The organism is Stenotrophomonas sp. 05L413 (assembly GCF_056397945.1).
On sequence record NZ_JBFTOL010000001.1, the window covers coordinates 1,010,337 to 1,032,660 of the forward strand.

Sequence of the window (22,324 nt, forward strand, 5' to 3'; positions counted from 1 at the left end):
GTGCAGTGAATCCGCATTATGCCGCCCCGGCGCACACGCCGGATTCATGCGCCGCGTCGATACTGGGCGTTCACGTTTTGCATGGAATGAGCGACATGACGGCGATCCGCCTTCCCCTGACCGCGTTGGCCCTGGTGCTGGCGCTTGGCGCCTGCCAACCTGCTGGCGATCCTGCCGCCTCGGCGACGCAGGACGCGGCTACCGTCCCGGGCACCGCCGGTGGCACCTCCCCCTTCGGCGAAGCGGCGATCTGGGACGGCGAGGTCGACGCCTGTCGTGGCCAGGCACCGGTCGCCGATGATTGTCTGTCCAAGGCGATGCAGGCGGCCAAGGCCAGCCCGCAGGCGATCGCCGCCGCCCATCAACTGGGTGCGCAGGGCAATCCCGGCTACGTGAGCGCATGGCGGGACCAGGACGGCGTGGGCATCGCCACCATCGAATACCCGTTCCGTGCCAACACCAATGAAGGCACGCTGCTGGTCGACAGCGCCGGGCACACGGTGGATGTGGATGCGGACGTACTGCCGGAAATGTCGCGCGCCGATGCCACCGTCAAACCGTTCCTGGATGCACACCCGGATGCCTCGCCGTTTGCCCCGGCCGAAGCCAGCGGCAGCGAAGCCCTGCCCAACGGCGGCGTGCGCCTGATCTACAGCACGCCGCTGCGCACCTGCCATGCGTGTGCCGAGGATGGGGTGCTGCGGGTCGCCTACGATTTCGATGCGCAACGCCGCTTCGCCGGCAAACAGATCCTCGATCTGCGCTGATCACCCGCGCGTGGTCAGCCTCGGCCCGGCGCTGGCCCGGTCATTGCGGCGAGTGCGCGCTGCCTGCGCTCACGGCTTGGGCCCCTGCCCTTCGTTGTCTTCCCAGTGCAGGATTTTCCGCGTGACAAAGCGATAGACCGGCTTGCCGGTACGGAACCAGAGATCGCGCACCCATGAGGTGCGTTTGAGCAGCCGCTTTTCCACCGGGGTCAGCGACTGCCGGCAGTACATGCGCTTGTGCTTGAGCAGATGCCGCAGGTCCTCGCGGGCCAGCAGGCGCATCCAGCGCGAGCGCGGGTTGCCGATCACCGCCAGCTGGAAATCGATCAACGCCGGCGAGCCGTCTTCGCGCACCAGCCAATTGGCCTCCTTGGCCAGGTCGTTGTGCGCGATGCCGTGGCGATGCACCTGCTGCAGCAGCCGTCGCGCCGCGCGGAAGTAGGCCAGATCGCCATGCGGCGGACGCTGGTACATGGCATCACCGGCCATGAAGCTGCGATCCAGCCAGCGCCCGTTCCAGGCCAGCAACCGCGGCGTGGCCGGCATCCCATCCAGATGCGCCAGCGCGCGCGCCTCGCGCCGGGCCAGCCACCAAGCAGGTACCCGCAACCACCAGGGCGTGGCCTCCAGGTCACGGCGCACGAAGCGCTGGCCATCCTCCTCCATCAGCAGGATTCGGCCAAAACTGTCAGCTTTGAGGGCGGTCGGCGCGGGATCGGCAGGGCGTGTCATGCCGCCATTCTAGGCGGGTGATCGCGTTCATTCACTGCAGAAGCTGCACATTGCCGGCGTCTGGCGGGCAGTCAGTCACTTTGCCCCCCCTATAATCCCCCGATGGACTCGTCATGGATCGATGCCACGCTTGCGTGGATCTCAACTCACCCCGTGCTTGCCGGCGCGGTCATTTTCCTCATTGCCTTCTGCGATGCGGTCATCGTGCTGGGCGCGATCGTGCCCGCGTTGCCGCTGTTGTTCGCGGTCGGTGTGTTCATCGGCCTGGGCGAGATCTCCGGGCCGTATGCCGTGGCCTGCGCGGCGTTGGGCGCATTCGCCGGTGACGGCCTCAGCTACTGGGTAGGCCGGCGCTGGGGCGATCGGCTGCGGGGCTTCTGGCCCTTCAGCAAATACCCGCAGCTGCTCGATCGTGGCGAGACGATGTTCCGCCGCAATGCCTTCAAGAGCATCCTGGTGGCGCGCTATGTTGGCGCGATCCGCCCGTTCGTGCCGGCCATCGCCGGCATGATGAAGATGCCGCTGTCGCGCTACATACAGGCCAGCGGCATCGCCAGCCTGTCCTGGGCCGTTCTGTTCCTGGCACCCGGCTGGGTGCTCGGCGAGGCGTATGACGCGGTCGCCGCGGTCGCCGGCCGGCTGGTGATGGTGCTGGCCCTGCTCGGCGTGATCATGGGCCTGGTGTGGGCGATCGTGCTGTATGGCTACCGCTGGTCGGCCTCGCGCATGGACAGCTGGCTGGCCAGTCTGCTGGCCTGGTCGCAGCGTCACCCGACCCTGGGCCGTTACTCTGTCGCCGTGTTCGACCCGCAGCGCCGTGAGTCGGTGCCACTGGCGATGCTGGCGCTGATGTTGCTGCTGCTCGGCTGGGGCTGGTTCGCGCTGTTGATGGCGGTGGTCGCCCACGGCGAGCCGTTGATGGTCGATCTGGCCGTGCACCACGCGATGCTGGCATTGCGCAACCCACTGGCCGATTACCCGATGGCCGCACTGGCGTCGCTGGGGGCCTGGCAGGTCCTGCTGCCGGCCACGGCGGCAGGCATGGGCTACCTGGTCTGGCGCCGGCGCTGGATGGCGGCCGCGCACTGGCTGGCCGCCCTCGCCTTCGGGCTGGCGCTGTGCAAGTTGCTCGGTGCGACGGTGGACGTGGTCCGCCCGCCGGATGCCAGCAGTGGCTTCGGCTTCCCGTCGGTCTCGGTGACGATGGCCACGATCACCTTCGGCTTCTTCGCCGTGCTGATCGCCCGCGAACTGCCCGGGCGCACGCGTGTGTGGCCTTACCTGTTGTCGGGCATCATCGTCAGCCTGATCGGCTTCGCCCGCATCTACCTCGGCGCGCATTGGCTGAGCGATGTAATCGGCGGCATGCTGTTCGGCCTGTTCTGGCTGCTGGTGCTGGGCATCGCCTACCGCCGCCGGTTCAACCGCTCGTTCTGGGTCAAGCCGGTGGCATGGCTGTTCTACGGCACGTTCGCCATCGCCGCGCTCTGGTACGCCCCACGCAACATCCCGGTGAAACTGGCGCGCTTCGAGCCGGCCCAGCCGACCCCGGCGCCGCTGGATGCCCAGGCCTGGTGGACGACCGAGTGGCAGCACCTGCCCTCGCGTCGCAATGAGTTCGATGACGATCAGCGCTGGCCGCTGGATGTGCAGGTGGCCGGTCCACTGGCGCCGCTGCAGCGCCGGCTGGAAAGCCAGGGCTGGCGCGTGCAGCCGCAGGCCGGCTGGGAGCAGGCGTTGTTGATGCTCGACAAATCCTCGGACAAGGACAAGGTACCGGTGCTGCCGGCCACGCTGGATACGCAGGTCGAATCGCTGCTGATGCTGCGGGCGGGCAATGCACCCAATGAGATCTTCGCCCTGCGCCTGTGGCCCGCACCGGCACGCCTGGCAGCGCCGGACAACGAACCGCTGTGGCTGGGCAGTGCACAGACCCTGCACTACCAGCAGCACTTCAAGCTGATCGGGATGTGGCGGCCGATGCGGGGTATCGACCCGTCGCTCAATGCGGTCCGCCAGGCACTGGACGGCCTGCCGCAGCAGGTCGATACCCATCCGGACACCGAGATGCCGGTGCTGCGCGTGCGCATGCCGCCGGCCCAGTGATGCAGCGCCGGGGGCTACCCGGCCGAGGGGCGTAACGCGGGGCGGGGCCGCGCGTTACGGCATCCAGTCCAGCAGCGCCTGCAGGCGCTGGTGCGGGTCATCGTGTTGCAGCAGTTGCAGGCGTTGCGCGTCCTGCAGCGGCAGCAGTTCGGCCAGGCGCCAGCCGACCCAGCTGGCCTGCTCCATCTGCGCCGGGCTGACCGGTGCGAAGGCCGCGCCGGCCTGCTCGATGATGTGCTCCAGCACGGTGGCCATCAGTGCGTGCTCGGGCTGCAGCTCGTCGTCGCTGTCGGCGGCGCACCAGGTCACCTCGGCGATGATCAGCCCGTTGTCGCGCACGCGGGTGTGCTCCACATGGAAGCGGCGCTGGCCACGCAGGCGCAGCACCAGCACGCCATCGGCGCCGACGTCGAAATCTTCGATCCGCGCTTCGACACCGTAGGCCGCCGGCAACGCCGGCGCACCGACCTCCTCACCGTCCAGGATCAGGCACACCCCGAAGGCCGTCCCGGCACGGCTGCATTCGCGCAGCATGTCCAGGTAGCGGCGCTCGAACACCCGCAGGCCGAGCACCGCGCCGGGCAGCAGCACGGTGTGCAGCGGGAACAGGGGCAGTGAAGCGGTGTCGGTCATGGCCCGCGTCCCTCAGGGCTGCTGCATCTGCGCGAGGAAACGACGCGGGGCCCCGTCGAAACCGCCGTTGGACATGAACACCACATGGTCGCCCGGCGCCGCGATCGCGCCCAGTTGAGCCAGCAGAGCATCCGTATCGGGCACGGCATGGGCCTCCCCCCGCACGGCGGCAATCACGCTGGCCGCATCCCAGGCCAGTTCCGGGCGATGCAGGAACACCACCGCGTCGGCACCGTCCAGCGAAGGCGCCAGCGCCTGTGCGTGTGCCCCCAGCCGCATCGAATTGCTGCGCGGCTCCATGGCCACCACGATGCGGGCATCGCCCACCTTGGCACGCAGGCCATCGAGGGTGGTGCGGATCGCGGTGGGGTGATGGGCGAAATCGTCGTAGAGGGTGATGCCGCGCGCCTGGCCGATCACTTCCAGCCGGCGCTTGACGCTGCGGAACGCGGCCAGCGCCGGGATCACCCTGGCCAGCTCGACGCCGACTGCATGCGCGGCAGCCAGCGCGGCCAGCCCGTTGAGGACATTGTGGCGGCCGAGCAGCGACCAGCGCACTTCACCGACCCGCTCGCCGCGATGGTGCACGACGAACACACTGCCGTCTGCCTCCACCAGCTCGGCATGCCATTCCAGCGAAGGATCGAAACCGAAGCGCTCCACCGGGGTCCAGCAGCCCATCGCCAGCACTTCAGCGAGATACGCATCTTCACCGTTGACGATCAGGCGCCCACGCGCGGGTACGGTGCGGATCAGGTGGTGGAACTGGCGCTGGATCGCGGCCACGTCCGGGAAGATATCGGCGTGGTCGTATTCGAGGTTGTTGAGGATCGCCACCAGCGGCCGGTAGTGCACGAACTTGCTGCGCTTGTCGAAGAACGCGGTGTCGTACTCATCGGCCTCGACCACGAACTCGCGCCCGCTGCCGACGCGCGCGGAGACGCCGAAATCTTCAGCCACGCCGCCGATCAGGAAGCCAGGTTCACGCCCGGCGCTGTGCAGCAGCCAGGTCAGGATGGTGGTGGTGGTGGTCTTGCCGTGGGTGCCGGCGACGGCCAGCGTGTCACGGCCCGGCAGCACCTGCTCGGACAGCCACTGGGCGCCGGAGATGTAGCGTTGGCCTGCATCCAGCACCGCTTCCACCGCGGGATTGCCGCGCGAGAGTGCATTGCCGATCACCACCGCGTCGCAGTCCGGCGCCACGCTGTCGGCGCGGTAGCCCGGATCCAGTGCGATGCCCAGCCGTTCGAGCTGGGTGGACATCGGCGGGTAGATCGCCTGGTCGCTGCCGCGGACCGTATGGCCCTTCTCGCGTGCCAGCGCGGCCACGCCGCCCATGAAAGTGCCTGCAATGCCAAGAATGTGGATCGTGCTCATGCGTGCGATTGTCGCCGATCACCACCGTCGATGGAGATCGCCGTCAGACAACTCCTAGTCGACTATAAGAAAAGCCAAGCGGGGTGTCGGGGAATTCCCGATAGCGCCGTACTGTGAAGACGGACACAATTCTATTGGCCAGCCGCAGTACCCCATTGGTCCTACTCCCCAAGAGGCCATCCCCAGGGGGGCTCATGCTGCGGGGCTCTGAGCAAGCCCGCTCGCTGGCACCTTCAAACCACACGCCTGGTCCCTCCGGGGGGCCGGGCGTGTGTGTTTCCGGCGCCTGCAAACGTGCGGCCGGCGCGGTGCCGCCGTAGCGGCACCGACCCGCATCAAGCCTGGATCGCAGCGCGGATGCGCGCTTCCACGTCGTTCAGTTCGCCCACGCCATCGACGCGTGCAAGCGTGCCGCGGCCGGCATAGAAATCCACCACCGGCGCGGTCTGGTCGTTGTAGACCTGCAGGCGCTGGCGCACCGATTCTGGATTGTCATCGGCGCGGCCCTGTTCGGCGGCGCGGCCGGCGATGCGCTCGACCAGCAGTTCGGTCGGCACGTCCAGCTGCACCACGGCATCCAGCGGCTGGCCGATCTTGGCCAGCAGGCTGTCCAGCGCGTTGGCCTGGGCCACGTTGCGCGGGTAACCGTCGAGGATGAAGCCCTTGGCCACATCGTCCTGGCCCAGGCGCGACTCGAGCATGCCCAGCAGGATGTCATCGGACACCAGGTTGCCAGCGTCCATCACGGCTTTGGCCTGCTTGCCCAGCTCGGTGCCGGCGGCGACTTCAGCGCGCAGCAGATCACCGGTGGAAATGTGCGCAATCGAGAGATGTTCCTTCAGGCGCGTCGCCTGCGTCCCCTTGCCCGAACCGGGCGGTCCCAACAGAACCAATCGCATCAACCTGACTCCAACGTGGTAAGAAAATGGAAGGGCGCGCGCCCCGGGATTGCCCACAATCACGCTGCACCGCAATACGCGCACTTTACCCCATACCGGTAATGTCTCTGCAATGTCCTTCCCCCAGACCAAGGTCGCACCATGCCCAACGGTACCCTGCTCTACGCCCAGTCAGGCGGCGTCACCGCCGTCATCAATGCCACCGCCTCGGCGGTCATCAGCACGGCAAGGGCCAAAGGAATCAAGGTCTTGGCCGCGCGCAACGGTATTCTCGGCGCACTCCGCGAGGACCTGATCGACACCTCGAAGGAGACCGCCGCCGCCATCGCCGCCCTGGCCCATACCCCCGGCGGCGCGTTCGGCTCGTGCCGCTACAAGCTCAAATCGCTGGAAGCCGACCGCGGCAAATACGCGCGCCTGCTCGAGGTGCTGCGTGCCCATGACGTGCGCTGGTTCCTCTACAACGGCGGCAACGATTCGGCTGATACCGCCTGGAAGGTCTCCCAGCTGGCCAAGGCCTTCGACTACGACCTGACCTGCATCGGCGTGCCCAAGACCATCGACAACGATCTGGCGGTGACCGATACCTGCCCGGGCTTCGGCTCGGCCGCCAAGTACACCGCCGTCTCCGTGCGCGAAGCAGCGCTGGATGTGGCCGCGATGGCCGAAACCTCGACCAAGGTATTCGTCTACGAGGCGATGGGCCGCCACGCCGGCTGGCTCGCGGCGGCTGCGGGCCTGGCTGGCCAGGGCGCCGACGACGCCCCGCACATCATCCTGCTGCCCGAGCGCGCGTATGACGAGGCCGCGTTCCTGGCCAAAGTGAAACAGGTCGTCGAGCGGGTGGGCTACTGCGTGGTGGTCGCCTCCGAAGGCATCCAGACCGCCGATGGCCGCTTCGTCGCCGATGCCGGCGGTGGCACCGATTCGTTCGGGCATACCCAGCTCGGTGGCGTGGCCTCGCAGCTGGCCGCGCGGGTCAAGGATGGGCTGGGCTACAAGGTTCACTGGACCCTGCCCGACTACCTGCAGCGCTCGGCGCGCCACCTGGCCTCCAAGACCGATTGGGAGCAGGCACAGGCAGTGGGCAAGGCAGCGGTGCAGTTCGCGCTGAGGGGCCAGAACGCGGTGATGCCGGTGATCGTGCGCACCAGTGACACGCCCTACCGCTGGAAGATCGAGGCAGCCCCGCTGCACAAGGTGGCCAACCACGAGAAGAAGATGCCGGCCGGCTTCATCCGCCGCGATGGCTTCGGCATCACCGCCAAGGCCCGCGCCTATCTCGCCCCGCTGATCAAGGGGGAAGCCCCGTTGCCTTACGGGCCCGATGGGCTGCCGAAGTACGTGACGCTGAAGAACGTGGCGGTGAAGAAGAAACTGCCTGCCTTCGAAGCGTAATCGACCCGGTAGTGCCGGCCGCTGACCGGCATCGCGGTGTCCGGCAGCGTCCTGGGCGCCGGCCAGCGGCCGGTTTCATCGCGCCTCTGACGGTCCGCGTGGAGCCGGCCAGCGGCCGGCACTACCCGCGGTTGCGGGGCGTCAGTTGCAGGCCTTGCCCTCGACCTTCATCTGCGCGGCAAACATCGGCACCTGCGCGATCTTGCCGGCGGCCGCCTGCTTCTTCGCGTCTTCCAGGTAGATGCGCGACTGGCCCTGCCCATCGAGTTCCGGCTTGGTGGTGACCGGCATGCGCCACACGCGCACCACCGCCTGCTGCGCCGGGCAGGCGGCATTCGGCACGCGGATCACATCATTGAGCTTCCAGCCCTTGGCTTCGCTGGGCTGCGCCTTCTCGTACTCGACAAAGCGGGCACGCGGCTGGCACTGCTCGCTGGTGCGGACCACGGCGAATTTGTACGGCTGTGCCGCCTCGCCGGTGAACACGCCTTCCAGCCGTGCGCAGGCTTCGGGAATCTGGCGCAGCGTGTGGGCCGCGCCTACCGCCTGCGGTGTGCCGGCGGCGCGCTGCAGTTCGGGGGTTTCCGCGGCGAAGGCGGACACGGCGGGCAACAGGGCCAGCCACAACAGATGACGGGGGGACATGGCAGGACTCCAACGGCGGGGATGGGCCGAGGCTGCCAGTGGATGGCTGAACGGCGTGGCAAAGGCGGCGCGCACGCGGTTTGAAATCCTTGCTGGCATGCATCGGGGATTTGCCCGCATACTCGGGCCACCAGGGATTGCTGAACACCGCCACACGCTTGAAGACCGGCACGGTCTGAACGGGTTGGTTCATGGTTGCAGCCTGTTGTGCCCCCGCGTGGAGACGTTCATCCGTTCACTGGATGTCATTCCATCACCCGGGAGGGGACATGCTGGAACGTTACGGGCTTTCTCTGGCGCTGTTGTGCGCCATTCTCGCGATTCTCTACGGCATCGTGTCGGCACGCTGGATCCTCCGGCAACCGGCTGGCAATGCCCGCATGCAGGAAATCGCCGCCGCCATCCAGGAAGGCGCGCGCGCCTATCTCAACCGTCAATACCTGACCATCGCCATCGTCGGTGCCGTGCTGTTCGTGCTGGTCGGCCTCTTCCTCAGCTGGTACACCGCGATCGGCTTCGCGATCGGTGCCGTGCTGTCCGGCGCGGCCGGCTACATCGGCATGAACGTTTCGGTGCGTGCCAACGTGCGCACGGCCGAGGCCGCCCGCAACGGCCTGAGTGCGGCCATGGATGTCGCCTTCCGCGGCGGTGCGATCACCGGCATGCTGGTGGTCGGCCTGGGTCTGCTGGGCGTGGCCGGCTACTACGCGCTGCTGCTGCGGCTCGGGCTGGATGTGGCGCAGACGCTGCACGCCCTGGTCGGGCTGGCGTTCGGCTCGTCGCTGATCTCGATCTTCGCGCGGCTGGGCGGTGGCATCTTCACCAAGGGCGCCGACGTCGGCGCAGACCTGGTCGGCAAGGTCGAAGCCGGCATCCCCGAGGATGACCCGCGCAACCCGGCGGTGATCGCCGACAACGTGGGCGACAACGTGGGCGACTGCGCCGGCATGGCCGCCGACCTGTTTGAAACCTACGCCGTCACCGTGATCGCCACGATGCTGCTCGGCAACCTGATGATCGCCGAGGCCGGTGCGAATGCGGTGCTGTATCCGCTGGTGCTGGGCGGTGTGTCGATCATTGCCTCGATCATCGGCGCGCTGTTCGTCAAGGTGAAGCCCGGTGGCTCGATCATGGGCGCGCTGTACAAGGGCGTGATCGTGTCCGGTGTCCTGGCCGCCATCGCGTTCTATCCGATCACCACCCAGCTGATGCCGGACAACGCGCACGGTGCGCTGAACCTGTATTTCTGCGCCTTGATCGGGCTGGTGCTGACCGGGCTGATCGTGTGGATCACCGAGTACTACACCGGCACCCAGTACAAACCGGTGCAGCACGTGGCGCAGGCCTCCACCACCGGGCACGGCACCAACATCATCGCCGGCCTCGGCGTCTCGATGAAGTCCACCGCCCTGCCGGTGATCGCGGTGTGCGTGGCGATCTGGCTGGCGCACTACTTCGGTGGCCTGTACGGCATCGCCATCGCCGCGACCGCGATGCTCTCGATGGCGGGCATGATCGTGGCGCTGGACGCCTACGGCCCGATCACCGACAACGCCGGCGGCATCGCCGAGATGGCCGAACTGCCGCCGGAGATCCGCGACATCACCGATCCGCTGGATGCCGTCGGCAATACCACCAAGGCGGTGACCAAGGGCTACGCGATCGGCTCGGCGGCGCTGGCCGCACTGGTGCTGTTCGCCGATTACACGCACAACCTGCAGGCGGCCAATCCCGGCGAGGTCTTCGCCTTCGACCTGTCCAACCATGAGGTGATCATCGGCCTGCTGATCGGCGGCCTGATTCCCTATCTGTTCGGGGCGATGGCGATGGAAGCGGTGGGTCGCGCGGCGGGCGCGGTGGTGGAGGAAGTGCGCCGCCAGTTCCGCGAGATTCCCGGGATCATGGACGGCACCGGCAAGCCGCAGTACGACCGCGCGGTGGACCTGCTGACCCGCTCGGCGATCCGCGAAATGATCATCCCCTCGCTGTTGCCCGTTGCGGTGCCGGTGGTGGTCGGGCTGCTGCTCGGGCCACGCGCGCTCGGCGGCCTGCTGATCGGCACGATCGTCACCGGGCTGTTCGTGGCGATCTCGATGACCACCGGCGGCGGCGCGTGGGACAACGCCAAGAAGTACATCGAGGATGGCCACTTCGGCGGCAAGGGCAGCGAGGCGCACAAGGCCGCGGTGACCGGCGATACGGTCGGTGATCCCTACAAGGACACCGCCGGCCCGGCGATCAACCCGCTGATCAAGATCATCAACATCGTGGCATTGCTGCTGGTGCCACTGCTCTGAAGCAGGAGGGGCGCGCTGGTCTCAGGCCAGCGCGCCCGTGCAGCGCATGTGACACACGGCTCAACGCCGCCGCAGGAAGAACGTCACCGGCACCATCACCTCCACCGGGTCGCCGGTGATCTCTGCTGGCGGCGGCGGCAACGGGCTGCCGCGCCGCACCGTGGCCAACGTTTCCTCATCCAGCAGCGGATGGCCGCTGCTCTGGCCCAGCCGGATGTTGGAGGCGTTGCCCTGCCGGTCCACCGAGAAGCGCACATAGGCCACGCCCTGCTGGCGCAGACGCTCGGCCTGGCGCGGATAACGACGGTACTGTTCCAGATGGCCCAGCAGCAGGCCCTGCCAGGTGACGGTCGCGCTGCCCTGGCGGCCAGCCACCGTCTGCGTGGCGGCATAGCGCTCGGACGGGCGTGCGGACACCGCCGGCGGTGCCAGGGTCTGGTCCACGTTGTGCTGGTCGGTCGGCGCTGCTTCGCGGGGTGTCTCGCGACGCAGGACGTCCTGCGTGTCCGGGGTGTCGTCCGGCGGGAGATCCTCCTTGGGCACCGGCGTAGGCTCGGGCCGATGCTGTTCCTGTTGCAACGGCCCGGGCGGGATCTCCTTCGGCGGTGCGGACGGCGCCTCCGGTACCGGCGCCAACTCCACCATCACCGCTTCCACCGGCGTGTCACTGACCCGCACCGGCGCACGCTGCTGCCACCACAGCGCGCCGCCGATCAGCACGGCATGCATAGCCAGCACGAGGGCGAGGCTGCCTGCCCAGCGCAGTGTCGCGGCGGTGTCGCGGCTCATTCGCTGCGCTGCTCCAGCCCGACCAGCGCGATCCGGCGATACCCGGCCGCGCGCAGCGCGTTCATGCTCTGCATCAGATCGCCATAGGGCACGGTCTGATCGGCGCGCAGGTAGATGCGCTGTTCGTGGTCACCGGCGGTCAGCCGCTCCAGCGCGGCTTTCAGGCCATCACTGCCGACCGGCACGTCGTTGATGGTCAGCGACAGATCGGCCTGCACCGAGAGGAACACCGGTTCGGCATCGCGCGGCTGTGGCTGCGCGGTGCTGGCCGGCAGCTCCACCGGCGTATCCACCGTGGCCAGCGGCGCGGCGACCATGAAGATGATCAGCAGCACCAGCATGACGTCGATGAAGGGGGTGACGTTGATTTCGTGGCTTTCTTCCAGCGCGTCGTCGTCGTGCCGGGCGGTCTTGATGGCCATGACCGGTCCTCAGCGCGCGTCGCGGACAGCCGGCGCATTGCCGAGCCGGTCCAGATCGCGCGAGACCAGCTGCTGCACGCCGGCCGACAGATCACCGAGCAAGCCGCGGATGCCGGCCAGCACGCGGGTGAAGTGGTTGTAGATCACCACGGCGGGAATCGCTGCGACCAGGCCGAGCGCAGTGGCAAGCAACGCCTCGGCGATGCCCGGTGCGACCACGGCCAGGTTGGTAGTGTTGGCGTGGGCGATGCCGATGAAACTGTTCATGATCCCCCACACCGTGCCGAACAAGCCGACGAACGGCGCGATCGCGCCGATGCTGGCGAGCAGCCCCACCCCGGTGCGCAGCTGCCGCGCATGCGCCAGCTCGATGCGTTCCAGGCGCGAGGCGACCCGTTCCTTGATCCCGACCGGATCCTGCGCATCCTGCGAGAGGCGCAGCTCGGTCCGGGCCGCGTCGATCAGGTCATGCGCCGCGCCGTCGTCCAGCAGCGGATGCGTCTGCGCCACCGGCAGATGCGCGGCCTGCAGCAGCAGCGCGCGCGCCTGGCGCAGCCGCGTCCGCTGCCGGCCCAGCTCCCAGGTCTTGGCAACCAGCACCGTCCAGGTAGCGATCGAGGCGAGTGCCAGCCCGATCATCACGGTCTGCACCACGCCATCGGCGGCCTGGTACATGCCCCACGGCGTCAGGTCATGCGGCAGTGCCGCCACGGCGGCAGGAAGAGCGATGGGCAAGGTCATGGGCGGAGTCGTCGGTCAGGGGCATCGCGGCACGTGACAGGGCCGGAGGCGGGAAAGGGGCGAACAAGTATCGGGGGGCGAGGCGGTGGAAATCAGCGCGGGGCGGACAGCACGTTCAGCGCTCCGACGGGCGATCGGGCGTGACCGACGGCCTTGGCGCGGGCCGCGACAGCACGTAGCCAGCGCTGGCCACGAAGAACAGGCCGACGCCAAGCAGCAGCGGCCAGGACGGATGCGCCCCCCAGCAGAACATGGCGAACCCGAACGCCATGCCGGCGCCGGCGAAGGCCTTGCCCTTGCGGCTGATCGCGCCCTGTTCGCGCCACAGCCGCAGCGATGGACCGTAACGGGGGTGCTCGAGCAGCCGGCGTTCGAACGTCGGCGAGCTGCGCGCGAAGCAGCCGACCGCCAGGATCAGGAAGATCGTGGTCGGCATCACCGGCAGCAGGGCGCCGATGACGCCCAGCGCCACCATGATCCAGCCCAGGCCGAACCAGAGCCAGCGCATCATGGGCGGCGGTGGTGGTCCGGCACGGCGGGCGTGCAGCAAGCGGCGGTCATGCGAATTCTTCCTCGACATGCCCGTGCACGCTTCGGAAGGCCGCGTCGGCCGCATCGATCACCTGCTGCTCCTGCGCCTCGGTCAGCGCGAGACCATCGAGCGCGGCGGTGAACTCGCGCCAGTGGCGGGCCGCGCCATCGGGATGCGCGGCCAGATGGCGCGCGCCAAAACCGCTGTCCAGACCGAGCCTGGCGGCCATCTTGTACAGCACGGTGCCGCCCAGGTTGGAGCCTTCGGCCACGTACAGCCATCCCAGCGCGGCCGGCAGCGGCAGATCGCCATCCAGGCGCGTCGACGCCGGCAGCGGCAGCGTCTGTTCGAGGTCGGCCAGGTCGCGGGCGATCAGGGGCAGCCGGCGGCGCTCGTCCAGATCGGGCAGCAGCGCGTCCAGCGCGGGGTTGCCGTAGAGCGCATCGATATCGCGGTGGAAGCGGTACTGCACGCGCAGGAATTTTGCGAACAGGTCGCGGCTGGCGAAGATGTCGCCGGCCATGATGCGCTTGTCCAGCGCGCCGTGGCTGTCACGGGTGGCCGCCTTGAGGCGTTGGCTGCGGGTGGCTTGGGGAGTATCGATGACGATCATGGCACTGCTTGGATGGGGAAGTGGGGCACGGTTCTCTGTTGAAGACGTCTGGCACGGGGGTAACCCCAAGCCCATTGTCGCGCGGTCAGCGGTGCGACCGTCACATGCCACCGTCACGGCCTTGCCCCGATAATACGGACCACGCCCTGCCACTGGAATGACACGATGATCACCACCGAACCGCGCATGACCAATCTGTTCCTGCAGCTCGGCCTGGACGCCAGCGAGGCGGCGATTGCCGCCTTCATCCGCGATCACCAGCTGTCCAACGAGATCCGCCTGATCGAAGCACCCTACTGGAACGAGGGGCAGCGCCAGTTCCTGACCGAGCAGCTGCGCTCGGATGCCGAGTGGGCGATCGTGGTCGATGAGCTCAGCGAAGCCCTGCACGCCGATGCGACCGTACAGGCCAACGCGGGCTGAGCGATCGCGGGATGCCGATACCGGCCGCGCACCCTGTGTGCCGGCCGGATGCACGCAGGGGCCGGCAATGCCGGCCCCTGTCGTGTCCGGGCATCAGTAGCGGTAGGTCAGCGCCAGCCGCACGGTCCGGCCCGGTGCGGGCATCACGCCCAGCGCCAGCGGATCGAGGTAGTAACGATCGGTCAGGTTGTCCACGTTGAGGTCCACCGCGAACTGCTCGCTGGCCTGCCAGCTGGCGAACAGATCCACGATGGTCGCCGGGCGGTACAGCTGCTGGATCGCCGACAGACCGACGTTCCATTCCTTGTCCAGCTTGCTGATCGGGCCGGCGTTGTGGATCACCCGGGTACCGACGCTGAGGCGCTGGTCGAACAGGCGCGAGCCCAGGGTCAGGTTGACGTTGTAGCGTGGCGGGTTCTGGGTGTTGCTGTAGGAGCCTTCAAAGCCACCATCCACGCAGTCCGGGGTGTTCTTCAGCTCCTCGATCCTGCGCTGGATCCCGTAGGCGCGGCGCTCGGCGGCGATATCCGGCGCGCAGGTCTTGGCCTGGAGGTAGTAGTGCGCGGACAGATCGGCGAACACCGTGCCGCTGTCATAGCTGGACTGCAACTCCACGCCGGAGACCTTGAAACGGTCCACGTTGCGGATCAGACCGGCCGACAGGGTGCGGTAGTCGCGGGTGATCAGATCATCGATGCGTGTGTTGAAGTAGGCCAGCTTGAAGCCCGCCTGGTCGCCCTCGGTGAACAGATTGTGGCGTACCGTGCTCGCGCCGATTTCCCAAGTCCCTGCCCGCTCCGGCTTGAGCTCACCGGTGGGCTTGGCCGCGGTGAACAGGCCCAGCGTGGTTTCGAACAGGCTCGGCAGCTTCACGCCTTCGGCGTACTTCACATACACCATCGTGTCTTCGTCGAAGCGGTAGGCAACGCTGGCGCTGGGCATGAAGGCACTGTCGCGGCGACGGATCGGCTGCGACCAGGTCCAGCTGACCGGCACGCTCAGGTCTTCGGCGTCATCGGCGTCATAGAAGTTCCAACCGGTGATGTCACCGACCGTGCCCTTCTCATACGGCGAAGCCAGCAGCGAGGCCTCGGTGAACTGGCCATTGGCATCCGGATACCAGTTCAGCATGGCGATGCGCTTGGCGCGCCATGCCGGCAGGTTCGGGTTGCCATCCAGCAGCTGCGTGTAGCGGTACTGACCGATCACGCCGTAGGCGTCCGGCGTGGCCAGGCGGTTGCGGTCATGCACGTTGACGCGGTTGTAGCGGCCACCGACCACCACTTCCCAATGCTCGTCCGGCTGCCATTTGACCGAGGCCACCGCGCTGTATTCCTTGCGCTCGGCATTGCGCAGGAAGCGGTTGTTGACCAGGTCGTCGTGCATGACCGGCGAGTGCGGGCCGGGGCCGACGTCCTCATCGCTGAAGGACAGACCGTAGTCCAGCGTGAACAGCCCGGCGCCGGTATCCAGATGCGTGGTGTTGCCCACATCGAAGCCGAGCCGCGTCTGCGTCAGCTCATTGCGGTAGGCATCCTTGTAGCCCGGATCGGTATTGAACGACGGGCCGTCGTACCACTCGGTGCGGCGATCGAAGTACCACGGCGTGATGCCGGTCAGGCCGTTGTACATCAGGCTGTCGGCGTCGGTGTACCAGAGGTTGGCCTTCAGATCGATCAGCTCGTTGTCCGGGTTGAAGCGGTAGCGCAGGTTGTAGGCATCCATGTCGACATGGCCCGGATCCCACTGCGGTACGCGGTCACGGTCCACACGGATGATCTGCGAGGCCATGATTTCGCCGGCGGTGCCTTCATAGCGGCGGTAGCCGGCTTCCAGCGTCTGGTTGTCGTCGATGCGCCAAGTGCCCTTGAGCAGGAACGACTTCGAGCGCGAGGAGGTGTTGAACACCTCGGTATCCGGCGGATTCAACGGCGCCAAGGTGCGCCGGGTCTGCGGGAAATCGTCGTAGCCATGCTTGCCCGAGAAATAGTTGCCGTTCTCGCGCCATGCGTACGCCGCGACCAGGTCGACGCGATCCCAATGCTTGGCGGTGGCGATGTTGAAGAACTGGCTGCCCAGCGCGCTGCGGTCGGTACGCGGTGCGGCGTCATAGGCGGGCACGTTGTTGGCGCTGGCATTGGCCATGCCGGTGCGCACGCGCAGCCCGGCATCGCGGCCGTCGCGCAGCACGTCTTCGATCTTCAGCGTTTCCATCTCCACCACGCCGCCGATGCCACCGGAGGCGTTGACACCCAGGCTCGGGCCCTTGGTGATGGTGATGTTGGAGATCAGGTCCGGATCCAGATAGGTGCGCTGCGACTGGCCTGCGTAACCACGGTAGGTATCCATGGTGGACTGACCGCCGTCGATGATCACCGGGATGCGGCTCTGGCCCTGGATGCCGCGGATGTTCACGTCCAGCGCGTTGGCGGTACGCGGATCGCCCGCGGTGACGCCGGCCACGCCCTTGACGATGTCCGCGGTGGAGGTGCCGCGGAAGCGCTCGATGGTGGCGCGCGCGATGTAGGCACTGGAACCGGCCGTGCGGTACACCTCCAGCGCACGCTCGGCATCGCCGCCGCCTTCGATGCGGTCACCGGCCACGCTCAGCGCGTCGGTGACGATCAGGCCATCGTCGTTGGCTGCCACGGCAGCGCGCTCCAGCGTGACCGCGTCCGGCCCGACCTGGCGCAGGCTCAGCCCGCTGCCCTGCAGCAGGCGCAGCAAGGCAGACTGCGCATCCATCTGCCCGGCCACCGCCGTGGAGGTCACGCCTTCGGCCAGCGCGGCCGGATAGGCGACCTGCACCCCGGACTGGCGCATGTACGTGCGCAGCGCATCGGACAGCGGCTGGGCGGGAATGTCGAACCGCAGCGTCGCCGCAGCGGGTACCGCGCTGGATTGGGCGAATGCCGGCAGGCCGGGCGCGGCCGCCAGGCCAGCAGTGAGCAAAGCGATGCAGAGACGTGACGGGCGCGGACGATGGCCCGCGCGGGTGGAGATGCGCATGGAAAAACCTGTCAGAAGATCAGTGCCGCAGAGGCGGGTCACCCGCACGCGGGTGCGGATGCAGCGTACGTACGTGGCGGCGGCGGGTACGTTATGCCGGGTAAGACGAACGAACCGTGCGCAGCCCCAAGACCCGTGCGTGTACGTGATGCCACGACCACGGGCTCGCCGCGCTACTCCGCCGTGATGTTGGCCGGTGCCACGATCGCCACCCCCATCGGCAGCCGGGTGACGCGCAAGCCAGCGCTCACCGCCAGCGCGTCCAGTGCCTGCTCCGGCCGGTCGATGCGAAAGGCAGCGTTGACGGTCGGCAATGCGGACAGATCGCCGCGCACGAAGGTGGCGCCGGCGCGATAGCGCGCGATGCGCCGCACCGCATCCTCGACCCCGGTCGCCTCGAGCAGCAGTTCGCCCTCGCGCCATGCGGCGATGCGGTCAAGGGCGACGTCCTGCTCCCGCACGACCCGCCCGCCCGGTGCAAAGCGCGCGCGCTGGCCCGCGTCGAGATATGTCCAGCCCGCCCGATCGGCCGCTGCGACCCGGACCCGTCCCTGCTCGACCCTCGTTTCCACGTGATCGTCTTCTCTGGCGACCGCGAACGCCGTGGAGATGTCTTCGATCACACCGCCCTGCGCCTCCACCTGGAACGGACGCGCCGGATCGGGCGTCACCTGGAACCAGGCGTGCCCGCGCAACAGCGCGATGCGGCGCACCTGCCCGTCGTACCGGACCGCGATGGCACTGTCGGCATCGAGCACGGCGCGGCTGCCATCGGGCAGCGCCACGGCCTGGATGCCCGTCCCGCTGCGGTGATCGGCCTGCAGCCGCAGCCACGCCTCCGGTGCCACCCACGCAAGCGCGAGCAGCGCCGCGCTGGCCACCCCGACCAGCGGCCACCGCGGCCGGCGCCGTGACCGTGTTGCCGCCGCGGCGGGCGCCGGTCGCGGCCCGAGGCTGCGCCACAACTGGCGCTCGTATTCGAACGTGCGGCGATTGTCAGGCTCGGCCAGCCACTGCTCGAAAGCCTGCATCTGCACCGGCTCGACCGCGCCGGACGCCAGCCAGGCAATCCAGGCACGGGCCTGGACGGCAGCAGGGTCGGACGGCGGCAAGGGTCGGGACATCGGCGGTTGTTCGTGCGGGCTCATGGCTGGCGGTGGATCGCGCGATCACGCGCGGACGAAGAAGATGCCGGAAGGGACGGCATTATGATCAAGACGGATGGGAAACGGGCTTCCCCAAGCCCAGGCGGTGCCGCTCAGCGCCCGTTGCGCGCCCAGGCCAATCGCTGCAGTGCACTGCGCACGTGGTTTTCCACGGTCGTCACGGACACGCCCTGACGTTTGGCGACCTCCACCTGGGTCATGCCCTGCAGGCGGTTGAGGCGGAAGATCGTGCGGGTCGGCTCGGGCAGGTGCTCCGCTGCGTCCAGCACGCGCTGCAGTTCGTCCTGCGCCATCGCCTGCTCTTCGGTTGAGAGCGCCTCCTCCGGGCCCCACAGGTAGTGCTCGGCCAACAGGCGCGTGCGGCGCGTGCGCTCACGCCCATGATCGGTCGCCAGGTTGGCAGCCAGCCGGTACAGATAGGCGCGCGGGTTGCTGATCGGTTGCCCGCTGTCCACGCCCCGGGCCTTGAACCAGATGGACTGGATCACATCCTCAGCGCCGCTGTCGCTGCCCAGAATGCGCTGCACCAGACGCAGCAGCGCCGGGCGTTCGCGGATCAACAGCTCGGTCAGGGTAGTGGCGTTGGTGGACATGGGCCGATGCACGAAGCGGGGCCGCAGGGACACGACAACCCGTAAGGCGCGGCATGTTACTCCGCAAATGAGAATCAGTCACGTTTGCAGATCGAGCGGGTGGGCCTCACAGGCACTCGGTCAGCCCGTCGTACATGCTGTCGGGCGTGCCCGGCAACGGGGCGTGCAGTGCCTGCCCCTGCTCCAGGGTCTGCAGCAACACAGGCAACTGCGTATTGGCCGCCAACGGCGCCCGGCAGGCCCAGGTCCGCGCATCGACCACGATCGCCCCGCTGGCGGCGTCGACGCGGGCGGTACTGCCGGTGAAGGTCCACACGCATTCCTCCACCCGCCCGCTGGCCGCCTCCACCGAGCAGCGGAAGCGCAGCGCCTGCAGGTTGTGGTACTCGCCCTCGCAGAACGTGTCGCCGCAGACGTCGTTGAAGCCCCCGACCAAGCGGGCTTCCACCGCACGGAAGCGCTCCCAGCCCACGGCCTGGGTCGGGTAGGTCCGCGCGTCGACGAAGGTCTCCGCGGTACGGCCGTCCATCGGGAGGCTGCAGACCGCCAGTACCAGCAGAGCGCTCGGGAAGATCGGTTTCATGGGTGTCTCCTGTACGGCGTTGGGGAAGCGCATGCTCAGTTGAGGCACTCGAACAGCGCGTCGTGCATGGATCGGTGTGTGCCCGGGAGCGGCCGGATCAGCGCGTCACGCCGCCCGAGGGCGGCATGCAATGCCTCCACGGACGTCCCCGGCACCAGCGGCGCCGCGCAGGCCCAGGTGCGGCTGTCGGGCACCACCTTGCCGGTGGTGGCGTCCACCTCGAGATTGCCGGCGCCGATCACCATCGTGCATGCGCCTACGCTCCCGCTGGCCGCCTGCACCGAGCAGCGGAACTGCAGCAGGATGTGGTTGGCATAGGCACCTTGGCAGTACCTCGCGCCACACAGGTCATGGAACTCCCGGGTCAGATGATCCTGGAGATCGTAGAAGCGGTCCCAGTTGGCTTCGGTGTAGGGGAAGTCGACCAGATCCACGTACGGACCACTGCGGGCGCGGGCCTCCCCGGCCACCGCCGCGAGGGACAGGACGAGCGCCATCGACAGGCGGGCCATCCGATTTGTCAGGGTCATCACCATCCTCCAAGCGGGTTCGTGGCCATGATCGACCGCTCGGCCAGGCGCAACCATCGGCCCTCTGCCCGGGGCAGGGTCGGGATTGACGGCACTGCCCTGTGGCGGTCTGCCCACCCTCCCCCGCGCGCAGGGTGACCTTCCTGGCCTACGCCCGCTGCGGATCGACCGATCGGCGGCACGGCCGCTGCACGCTGGCCGCCAATGGGCCTAAAATGGCGGACTTTGCGCCCTACCCCCTCTCAGCTGGAGCACGACCATGGGTCTGGAACTCGTTTCGCCGGGCAAGAACCCGCCGGAAGAAATCAACGTCATCATCGAAATCCCGAAGGATTCCGAGCCGGTGAAGTACGAAGTGGACAAGGAAACCGGCGCGATCTTCGTCGACCGCATCCTCTCCACCCCGATGCGCTACCCGTGCAACTACGGCTATGTGCCGAGCACCCTGTGCGGCGATGGCGATCCGGCCGACGTGCTGGTGGTGCTGCCGCTGCCGCTGGTCCCGGGCTCGGTGGTGCGTTGCCGTCCGGTCGGCGTGCTCAAGATGAGCGATGAAGCCGGCAGCGACGAGAAGATCCTGGCCGTGCCGATCTCCAAGGTGTTCAGTGGCTATGCCCACGTCGAGGACATCGAGCAGGTGTCCAGCCACTGGCTGGAGCGCATCGGCCACTTCTTCGAGCACTACAAGGATCTGGAAAAGGGCAAGTGGGTCAAGCTGGATGGCTGGGGCGGCGCCGCCGAAGCCAAGAAGATCCTGGTCGAAGCGCACCAGCGCTACCTCGGCAACATCGCCTGAGACTGACCTGCGTCGCTCCGGCACACCGCTGCCGGAGCGATGCGCATCACGTTTTTTCAATGCGGCACATCACTATTCGTGCCGGATTGGGTACATTGCGTCTCTTCACACCGTCCACGGTGCGTTTCACCGTGGTCAGCCAGGGGACCGTGTCGTGCGCATTCTGCTTGTTGGGGACGAAGCCAGCCTGTCGGCTGAGCTGTTGGAATTCATTGCCGATCTTGGGGAAGAGTGGCAACCGCTGACCGCGACCGATGGCCAGAGCGCCATGGGCATCGTTGCCGGCTCGCCGGTGGATGCGGTGATCGTGTGCCCGCAGTTGCCCGATCTCAACGCCACCACGCTGCTCGGCCAGATCCGTACGCTGCGCCCTGAGACCATCCGGATCGCGCTGGTGGATGCCGAGCATGGCAACCGCCCGCCGCCGGCGCGCCTGATCGGCGTGGCCCATCGCTTCCTGCCGATGCCGCTGGCCCCGGAGGTCCTGCTCGAAGCCCTGACCAGCCTGGAAGAGCTGCGCGAACTGCTCGACAGCGCGCGCCTGCGCAGCGCCATCGGCCGGATCGAGAAGCTGCCCTCCCCGCCGCATCTGTACCTGACCCTGACCCAGGCGCTGGAACACGACGACGATACCAACACCGCCGACGTGGCCAAGCTGGTCGCGGCCGACCCGGCCATCGCGGCCAAGGTGCTGCAGCTCTCCAACTCGGCCTTCTTCAACAATGGCCGGATCATCTCCGACCTGCGCAGCGCCGTGACCCGCCTGGGGCTGTCGACCCTGCGTGATCTGGTCCTGGCCAGCGAAGTGTTCTCCGCGCAGCCGCTGTCCGGTGCCGAGCGCAACTCGCTGCAGCAGCGCGCGCTGCTGGCCTCCCGCCTGGCCGCCAAGCTGTTGCCGGAGTCCAGCGCCGAACTGGGCGCCACCGCGGCCCTGCTGGCCGACATCGGGCTGCTGCTGCCGGGCGTACGCAACGAACGCAGCGCCGAAGACCCGGCAGAGAATCGCCCGGGTCACGCCGAGGCAGGCGCCTACCTGCTGGGGCTGTGGGGCCTGCCGATGCCGATCATCGAGGCGGTGGCCTTCCACCTGCAGCCGCAGCGCTCGAACACCCGCAGTTTCTGGGTGACCGGTGCGGTGCACGTAGCACTGGCGCTGATCAATGGCGATCCGGTGGACGAGGAGTATCTGCAGCGGGCCGGCGTGCTCAACAAGCTGCCGCAGTGGCGCGATCACGCCAACGCACTGATGGGGCTGGTCGCCAGCGACGCCTGA

At 67.9% G+C, this 22,324-nt stretch carries 22 protein-coding genes; 7 read left to right on the forward strand and 15 right to left on the reverse strand.

Annotation, left to right across the window (positions count from 1 at the left end; translation table 11 throughout):
- Positions 1 to 95 precede the first annotated feature (95 nt).
- Positions 96 to 767 carry a hypothetical protein gene (locus AC1DIQ_RS04470; protein WP_350463539.1) on the forward strand — a complete coding sequence of 224 codons (672 nt, stop codon included), beginning with the start codon at positions 96 to 98 and terminating at the stop codon, positions 765 to 767.
- Between the two features lie 69 nt (positions 768 to 836).
- Here AC1DIQ_RS04470 and AC1DIQ_RS04475 read toward each other — a convergent pair whose 3' ends face one another.
- Positions 837 to 1,499: a phosphotransferase gene (locus AC1DIQ_RS04475; protein WP_121039524.1), complete on the reverse strand. Its 663-nt coding sequence runs from the start codon at positions 1,497 to 1,499 to the stop codon at positions 837 to 839.
- 102 nt (positions 1,500 to 1,601) lie between these two features.
- Between AC1DIQ_RS04475 and AC1DIQ_RS04480 the strand changes: the two genes are divergently transcribed.
- Positions 1,602 to 3,605: a bifunctional DedA family/phosphatase PAP2 family protein gene (locus AC1DIQ_RS04480; protein WP_478049480.1), complete on the forward strand. Its 2,004-nt coding sequence runs from the start codon at positions 1,602 to 1,604 to the stop codon at positions 3,603 to 3,605.
- 54 nt (positions 3,606 to 3,659) lie between these two features.
- Here AC1DIQ_RS04480 and AC1DIQ_RS04485 read toward each other — a convergent pair whose 3' ends face one another.
- From AC1DIQ_RS04485 to AC1DIQ_RS04495, 3 genes are all read right to left on the reverse strand, one after another.
- On the reverse strand, positions 3,660 to 4,238 hold the full coding sequence (locus AC1DIQ_RS04485) for an LON peptidase substrate-binding domain-containing protein (protein ID WP_152152575.1): 579 nt from the start codon (positions 4,236 to 4,238) through the stop codon (positions 3,660 to 3,662).
- A gap of 12 nt (positions 4,239 to 4,250) precedes the next feature.
- Positions 4,251 to 5,615 (reverse strand): UDP-N-acetylmuramate:L-alanyl-gamma-D-glutamyl-meso-diaminopimelate ligase, encoded by a 1,365-nt coding sequence (gene mpl, locus AC1DIQ_RS04490; protein WP_478049481.1) that lies wholly within the window; start codon positions 5,613 to 5,615, stop codon positions 4,251 to 4,253.
- A gap of 335 nt (positions 5,616 to 5,950) precedes the next feature.
- Positions 5,951 to 6,514, reverse strand: coding sequence for an adenylate kinase (locus tag AC1DIQ_RS04495; protein WP_019183836.1), 564 nt, complete (start codon positions 6,512 to 6,514; stop codon positions 5,951 to 5,953).
- 141 nt (positions 6,515 to 6,655) lie between these two features.
- On the opposite strand from AC1DIQ_RS04495, the gene AC1DIQ_RS04500 reads away from it, so the two are divergent.
- Positions 6,656 to 7,912: a 6-phosphofructokinase gene (locus AC1DIQ_RS04500; protein WP_478049482.1), complete on the forward strand. Its 1,257-nt coding sequence runs from the start codon at positions 6,656 to 6,658 to the stop codon at positions 7,910 to 7,912.
- 141 nt (positions 7,913 to 8,053) lie between these two features.
- Here the strand turns inward: AC1DIQ_RS04500 and AC1DIQ_RS04505 are convergent, their stop codons facing one another.
- The gene (locus tag AC1DIQ_RS04505) at positions 8,054 to 8,557 is read right to left on the reverse strand and encodes a hypothetical protein (protein ID WP_461770235.1); all 504 of its coding nucleotides are present in this window, start codon (positions 8,555 to 8,557) and stop codon (positions 8,054 to 8,056) included.
- 269 nt (positions 8,558 to 8,826) lie between these two features.
- Between AC1DIQ_RS04505 and AC1DIQ_RS04510 the strand changes: the two genes are divergently transcribed.
- A complete protein-coding gene (locus tag AC1DIQ_RS04510) occupies positions 8,827 to 10,854 on the forward strand; it encodes a sodium-translocating pyrophosphatase (RefSeq protein WP_282263453.1) in 2,028 nt (675 codons plus the stop codon).
- 60 nt (positions 10,855 to 10,914) lie between these two features.
- Here the strand turns inward: AC1DIQ_RS04510 and AC1DIQ_RS04515 are convergent, their stop codons facing one another.
- The 5 genes from AC1DIQ_RS04515 to AC1DIQ_RS04535 all read right to left on the reverse strand — a co-directional run bounded on the left by AC1DIQ_RS04515 (position 10,915) and on the right by AC1DIQ_RS04535 (position 13,951).
- Positions 10,915 to 11,643 carry an energy transducer TonB gene (locus tag AC1DIQ_RS04515; protein ID WP_121039545.1) on the reverse strand — a complete coding sequence of 243 codons (729 nt, stop codon included), beginning with the start codon at positions 11,641 to 11,643 and terminating at the stop codon, positions 10,915 to 10,917.
- On the reverse strand, positions 11,640 to 12,065 hold the full coding sequence (gene exbD / locus AC1DIQ_RS04520) for a TonB system transport protein ExbD (RefSeq protein WP_478049483.1): 426 nt from the start codon (positions 12,063 to 12,065) through the stop codon (positions 11,640 to 11,642). Before exbD ends, AC1DIQ_RS04515 begins: the two co-directional genes overlap by 4 nt.
- Positions 12,066 to 12,074: 9 nt before the next feature.
- Positions 12,075 to 12,806 (reverse strand): tonB-system energizer ExbB, encoded by a 732-nt coding sequence (gene exbB, locus AC1DIQ_RS04525; RefSeq protein WP_152152587.1) that lies wholly within the window; start codon positions 12,804 to 12,806, stop codon positions 12,075 to 12,077.
- 115 nt (positions 12,807 to 12,921) lie between these two features.
- A complete protein-coding gene (locus AC1DIQ_RS04530; protein ID WP_336619098.1) occupies positions 12,922 to 13,314 on the reverse strand; it encodes a YbaN family protein in 393 nt (130 codons plus the stop codon).
- A 49-nt stretch (positions 13,315 to 13,363) separates the two neighbouring features.
- On the reverse strand, positions 13,364 to 13,951 hold the full coding sequence (locus AC1DIQ_RS04535; protein WP_152152589.1) for a biliverdin-producing heme oxygenase: 588 nt from the start codon (positions 13,949 to 13,951) through the stop codon (positions 13,364 to 13,366).
- A 165-nt stretch (positions 13,952 to 14,116) separates the two neighbouring features.
- Between AC1DIQ_RS04535 and AC1DIQ_RS04540 the strand changes: the two genes are divergently transcribed.
- A complete protein-coding gene (locus AC1DIQ_RS04540; protein WP_121039557.1) occupies positions 14,117 to 14,374 on the forward strand; it encodes a DUF2789 domain-containing protein in 258 nt (85 codons plus the stop codon).
- 93 nt (positions 14,375 to 14,467) lie between these two features.
- Here the strand turns inward: AC1DIQ_RS04540 and AC1DIQ_RS04545 are convergent, their stop codons facing one another.
- The 5 genes from AC1DIQ_RS04545 to AC1DIQ_RS04565 form a co-directional block, all read right to left on the reverse strand.
- The gene (locus AC1DIQ_RS04545) at positions 14,468 to 17,383 is read right to left on the reverse strand and encodes a TonB-dependent receptor (RefSeq protein ID WP_478049484.1); all 2,916 of its coding nucleotides are present in this window, start codon (positions 17,381 to 17,383) and stop codon (positions 14,468 to 14,470) included.
- Between the two features lie 173 nt (positions 17,384 to 17,556).
- Entirely contained in the window at positions 17,557 to 18,531 is a 975-nt protein-coding gene (locus AC1DIQ_RS04550) for a FecR family protein (protein ID WP_282263829.1), read from the reverse strand.
- Positions 18,532 to 18,641: 110 nt separating this feature from the next.
- Positions 18,642 to 19,142 (reverse strand): RNA polymerase sigma factor, encoded by a 501-nt coding sequence (locus AC1DIQ_RS04555; RefSeq protein WP_121039566.1) that lies wholly within the window; start codon positions 19,140 to 19,142, stop codon positions 18,642 to 18,644.
- 106 nt (positions 19,143 to 19,248) lie between these two features.
- Entirely contained in the window at positions 19,249 to 19,725 is a 477-nt protein-coding gene (locus AC1DIQ_RS04560) for a hypothetical protein (RefSeq protein WP_121039569.1), read from the reverse strand.
- 35 nt (positions 19,726 to 19,760) lie between these two features.
- Positions 19,761 to 20,255, reverse strand: a complete 495-nt coding sequence (locus AC1DIQ_RS04565; RefSeq protein WP_478049485.1) for a hypothetical protein — start codon at positions 20,253 to 20,255, stop codon at positions 19,761 to 19,763.
- Positions 20,256 to 20,514: 259 nt separating this feature from the next.
- Here AC1DIQ_RS04565 and ppa point away from each other — a divergent pair, with 259 nt between their 5' ends.
- Both ppa and AC1DIQ_RS04575 read left to right on the forward strand, forming a co-directional pair.
- The gene (ppa, locus tag AC1DIQ_RS04570; protein ID WP_019183821.1) at positions 20,515 to 21,051 is read left to right on the forward strand and encodes an inorganic diphosphatase; all 537 of its coding nucleotides are present in this window, start codon (positions 20,515 to 20,517) and stop codon (positions 21,049 to 21,051) included.
- 154 nt (positions 21,052 to 21,205) lie between these two features.
- Entirely contained in the window at positions 21,206 to 22,324 is a 1,119-nt protein-coding gene (locus AC1DIQ_RS04575) for an HDOD domain-containing protein (protein ID WP_121039575.1), read from the forward strand.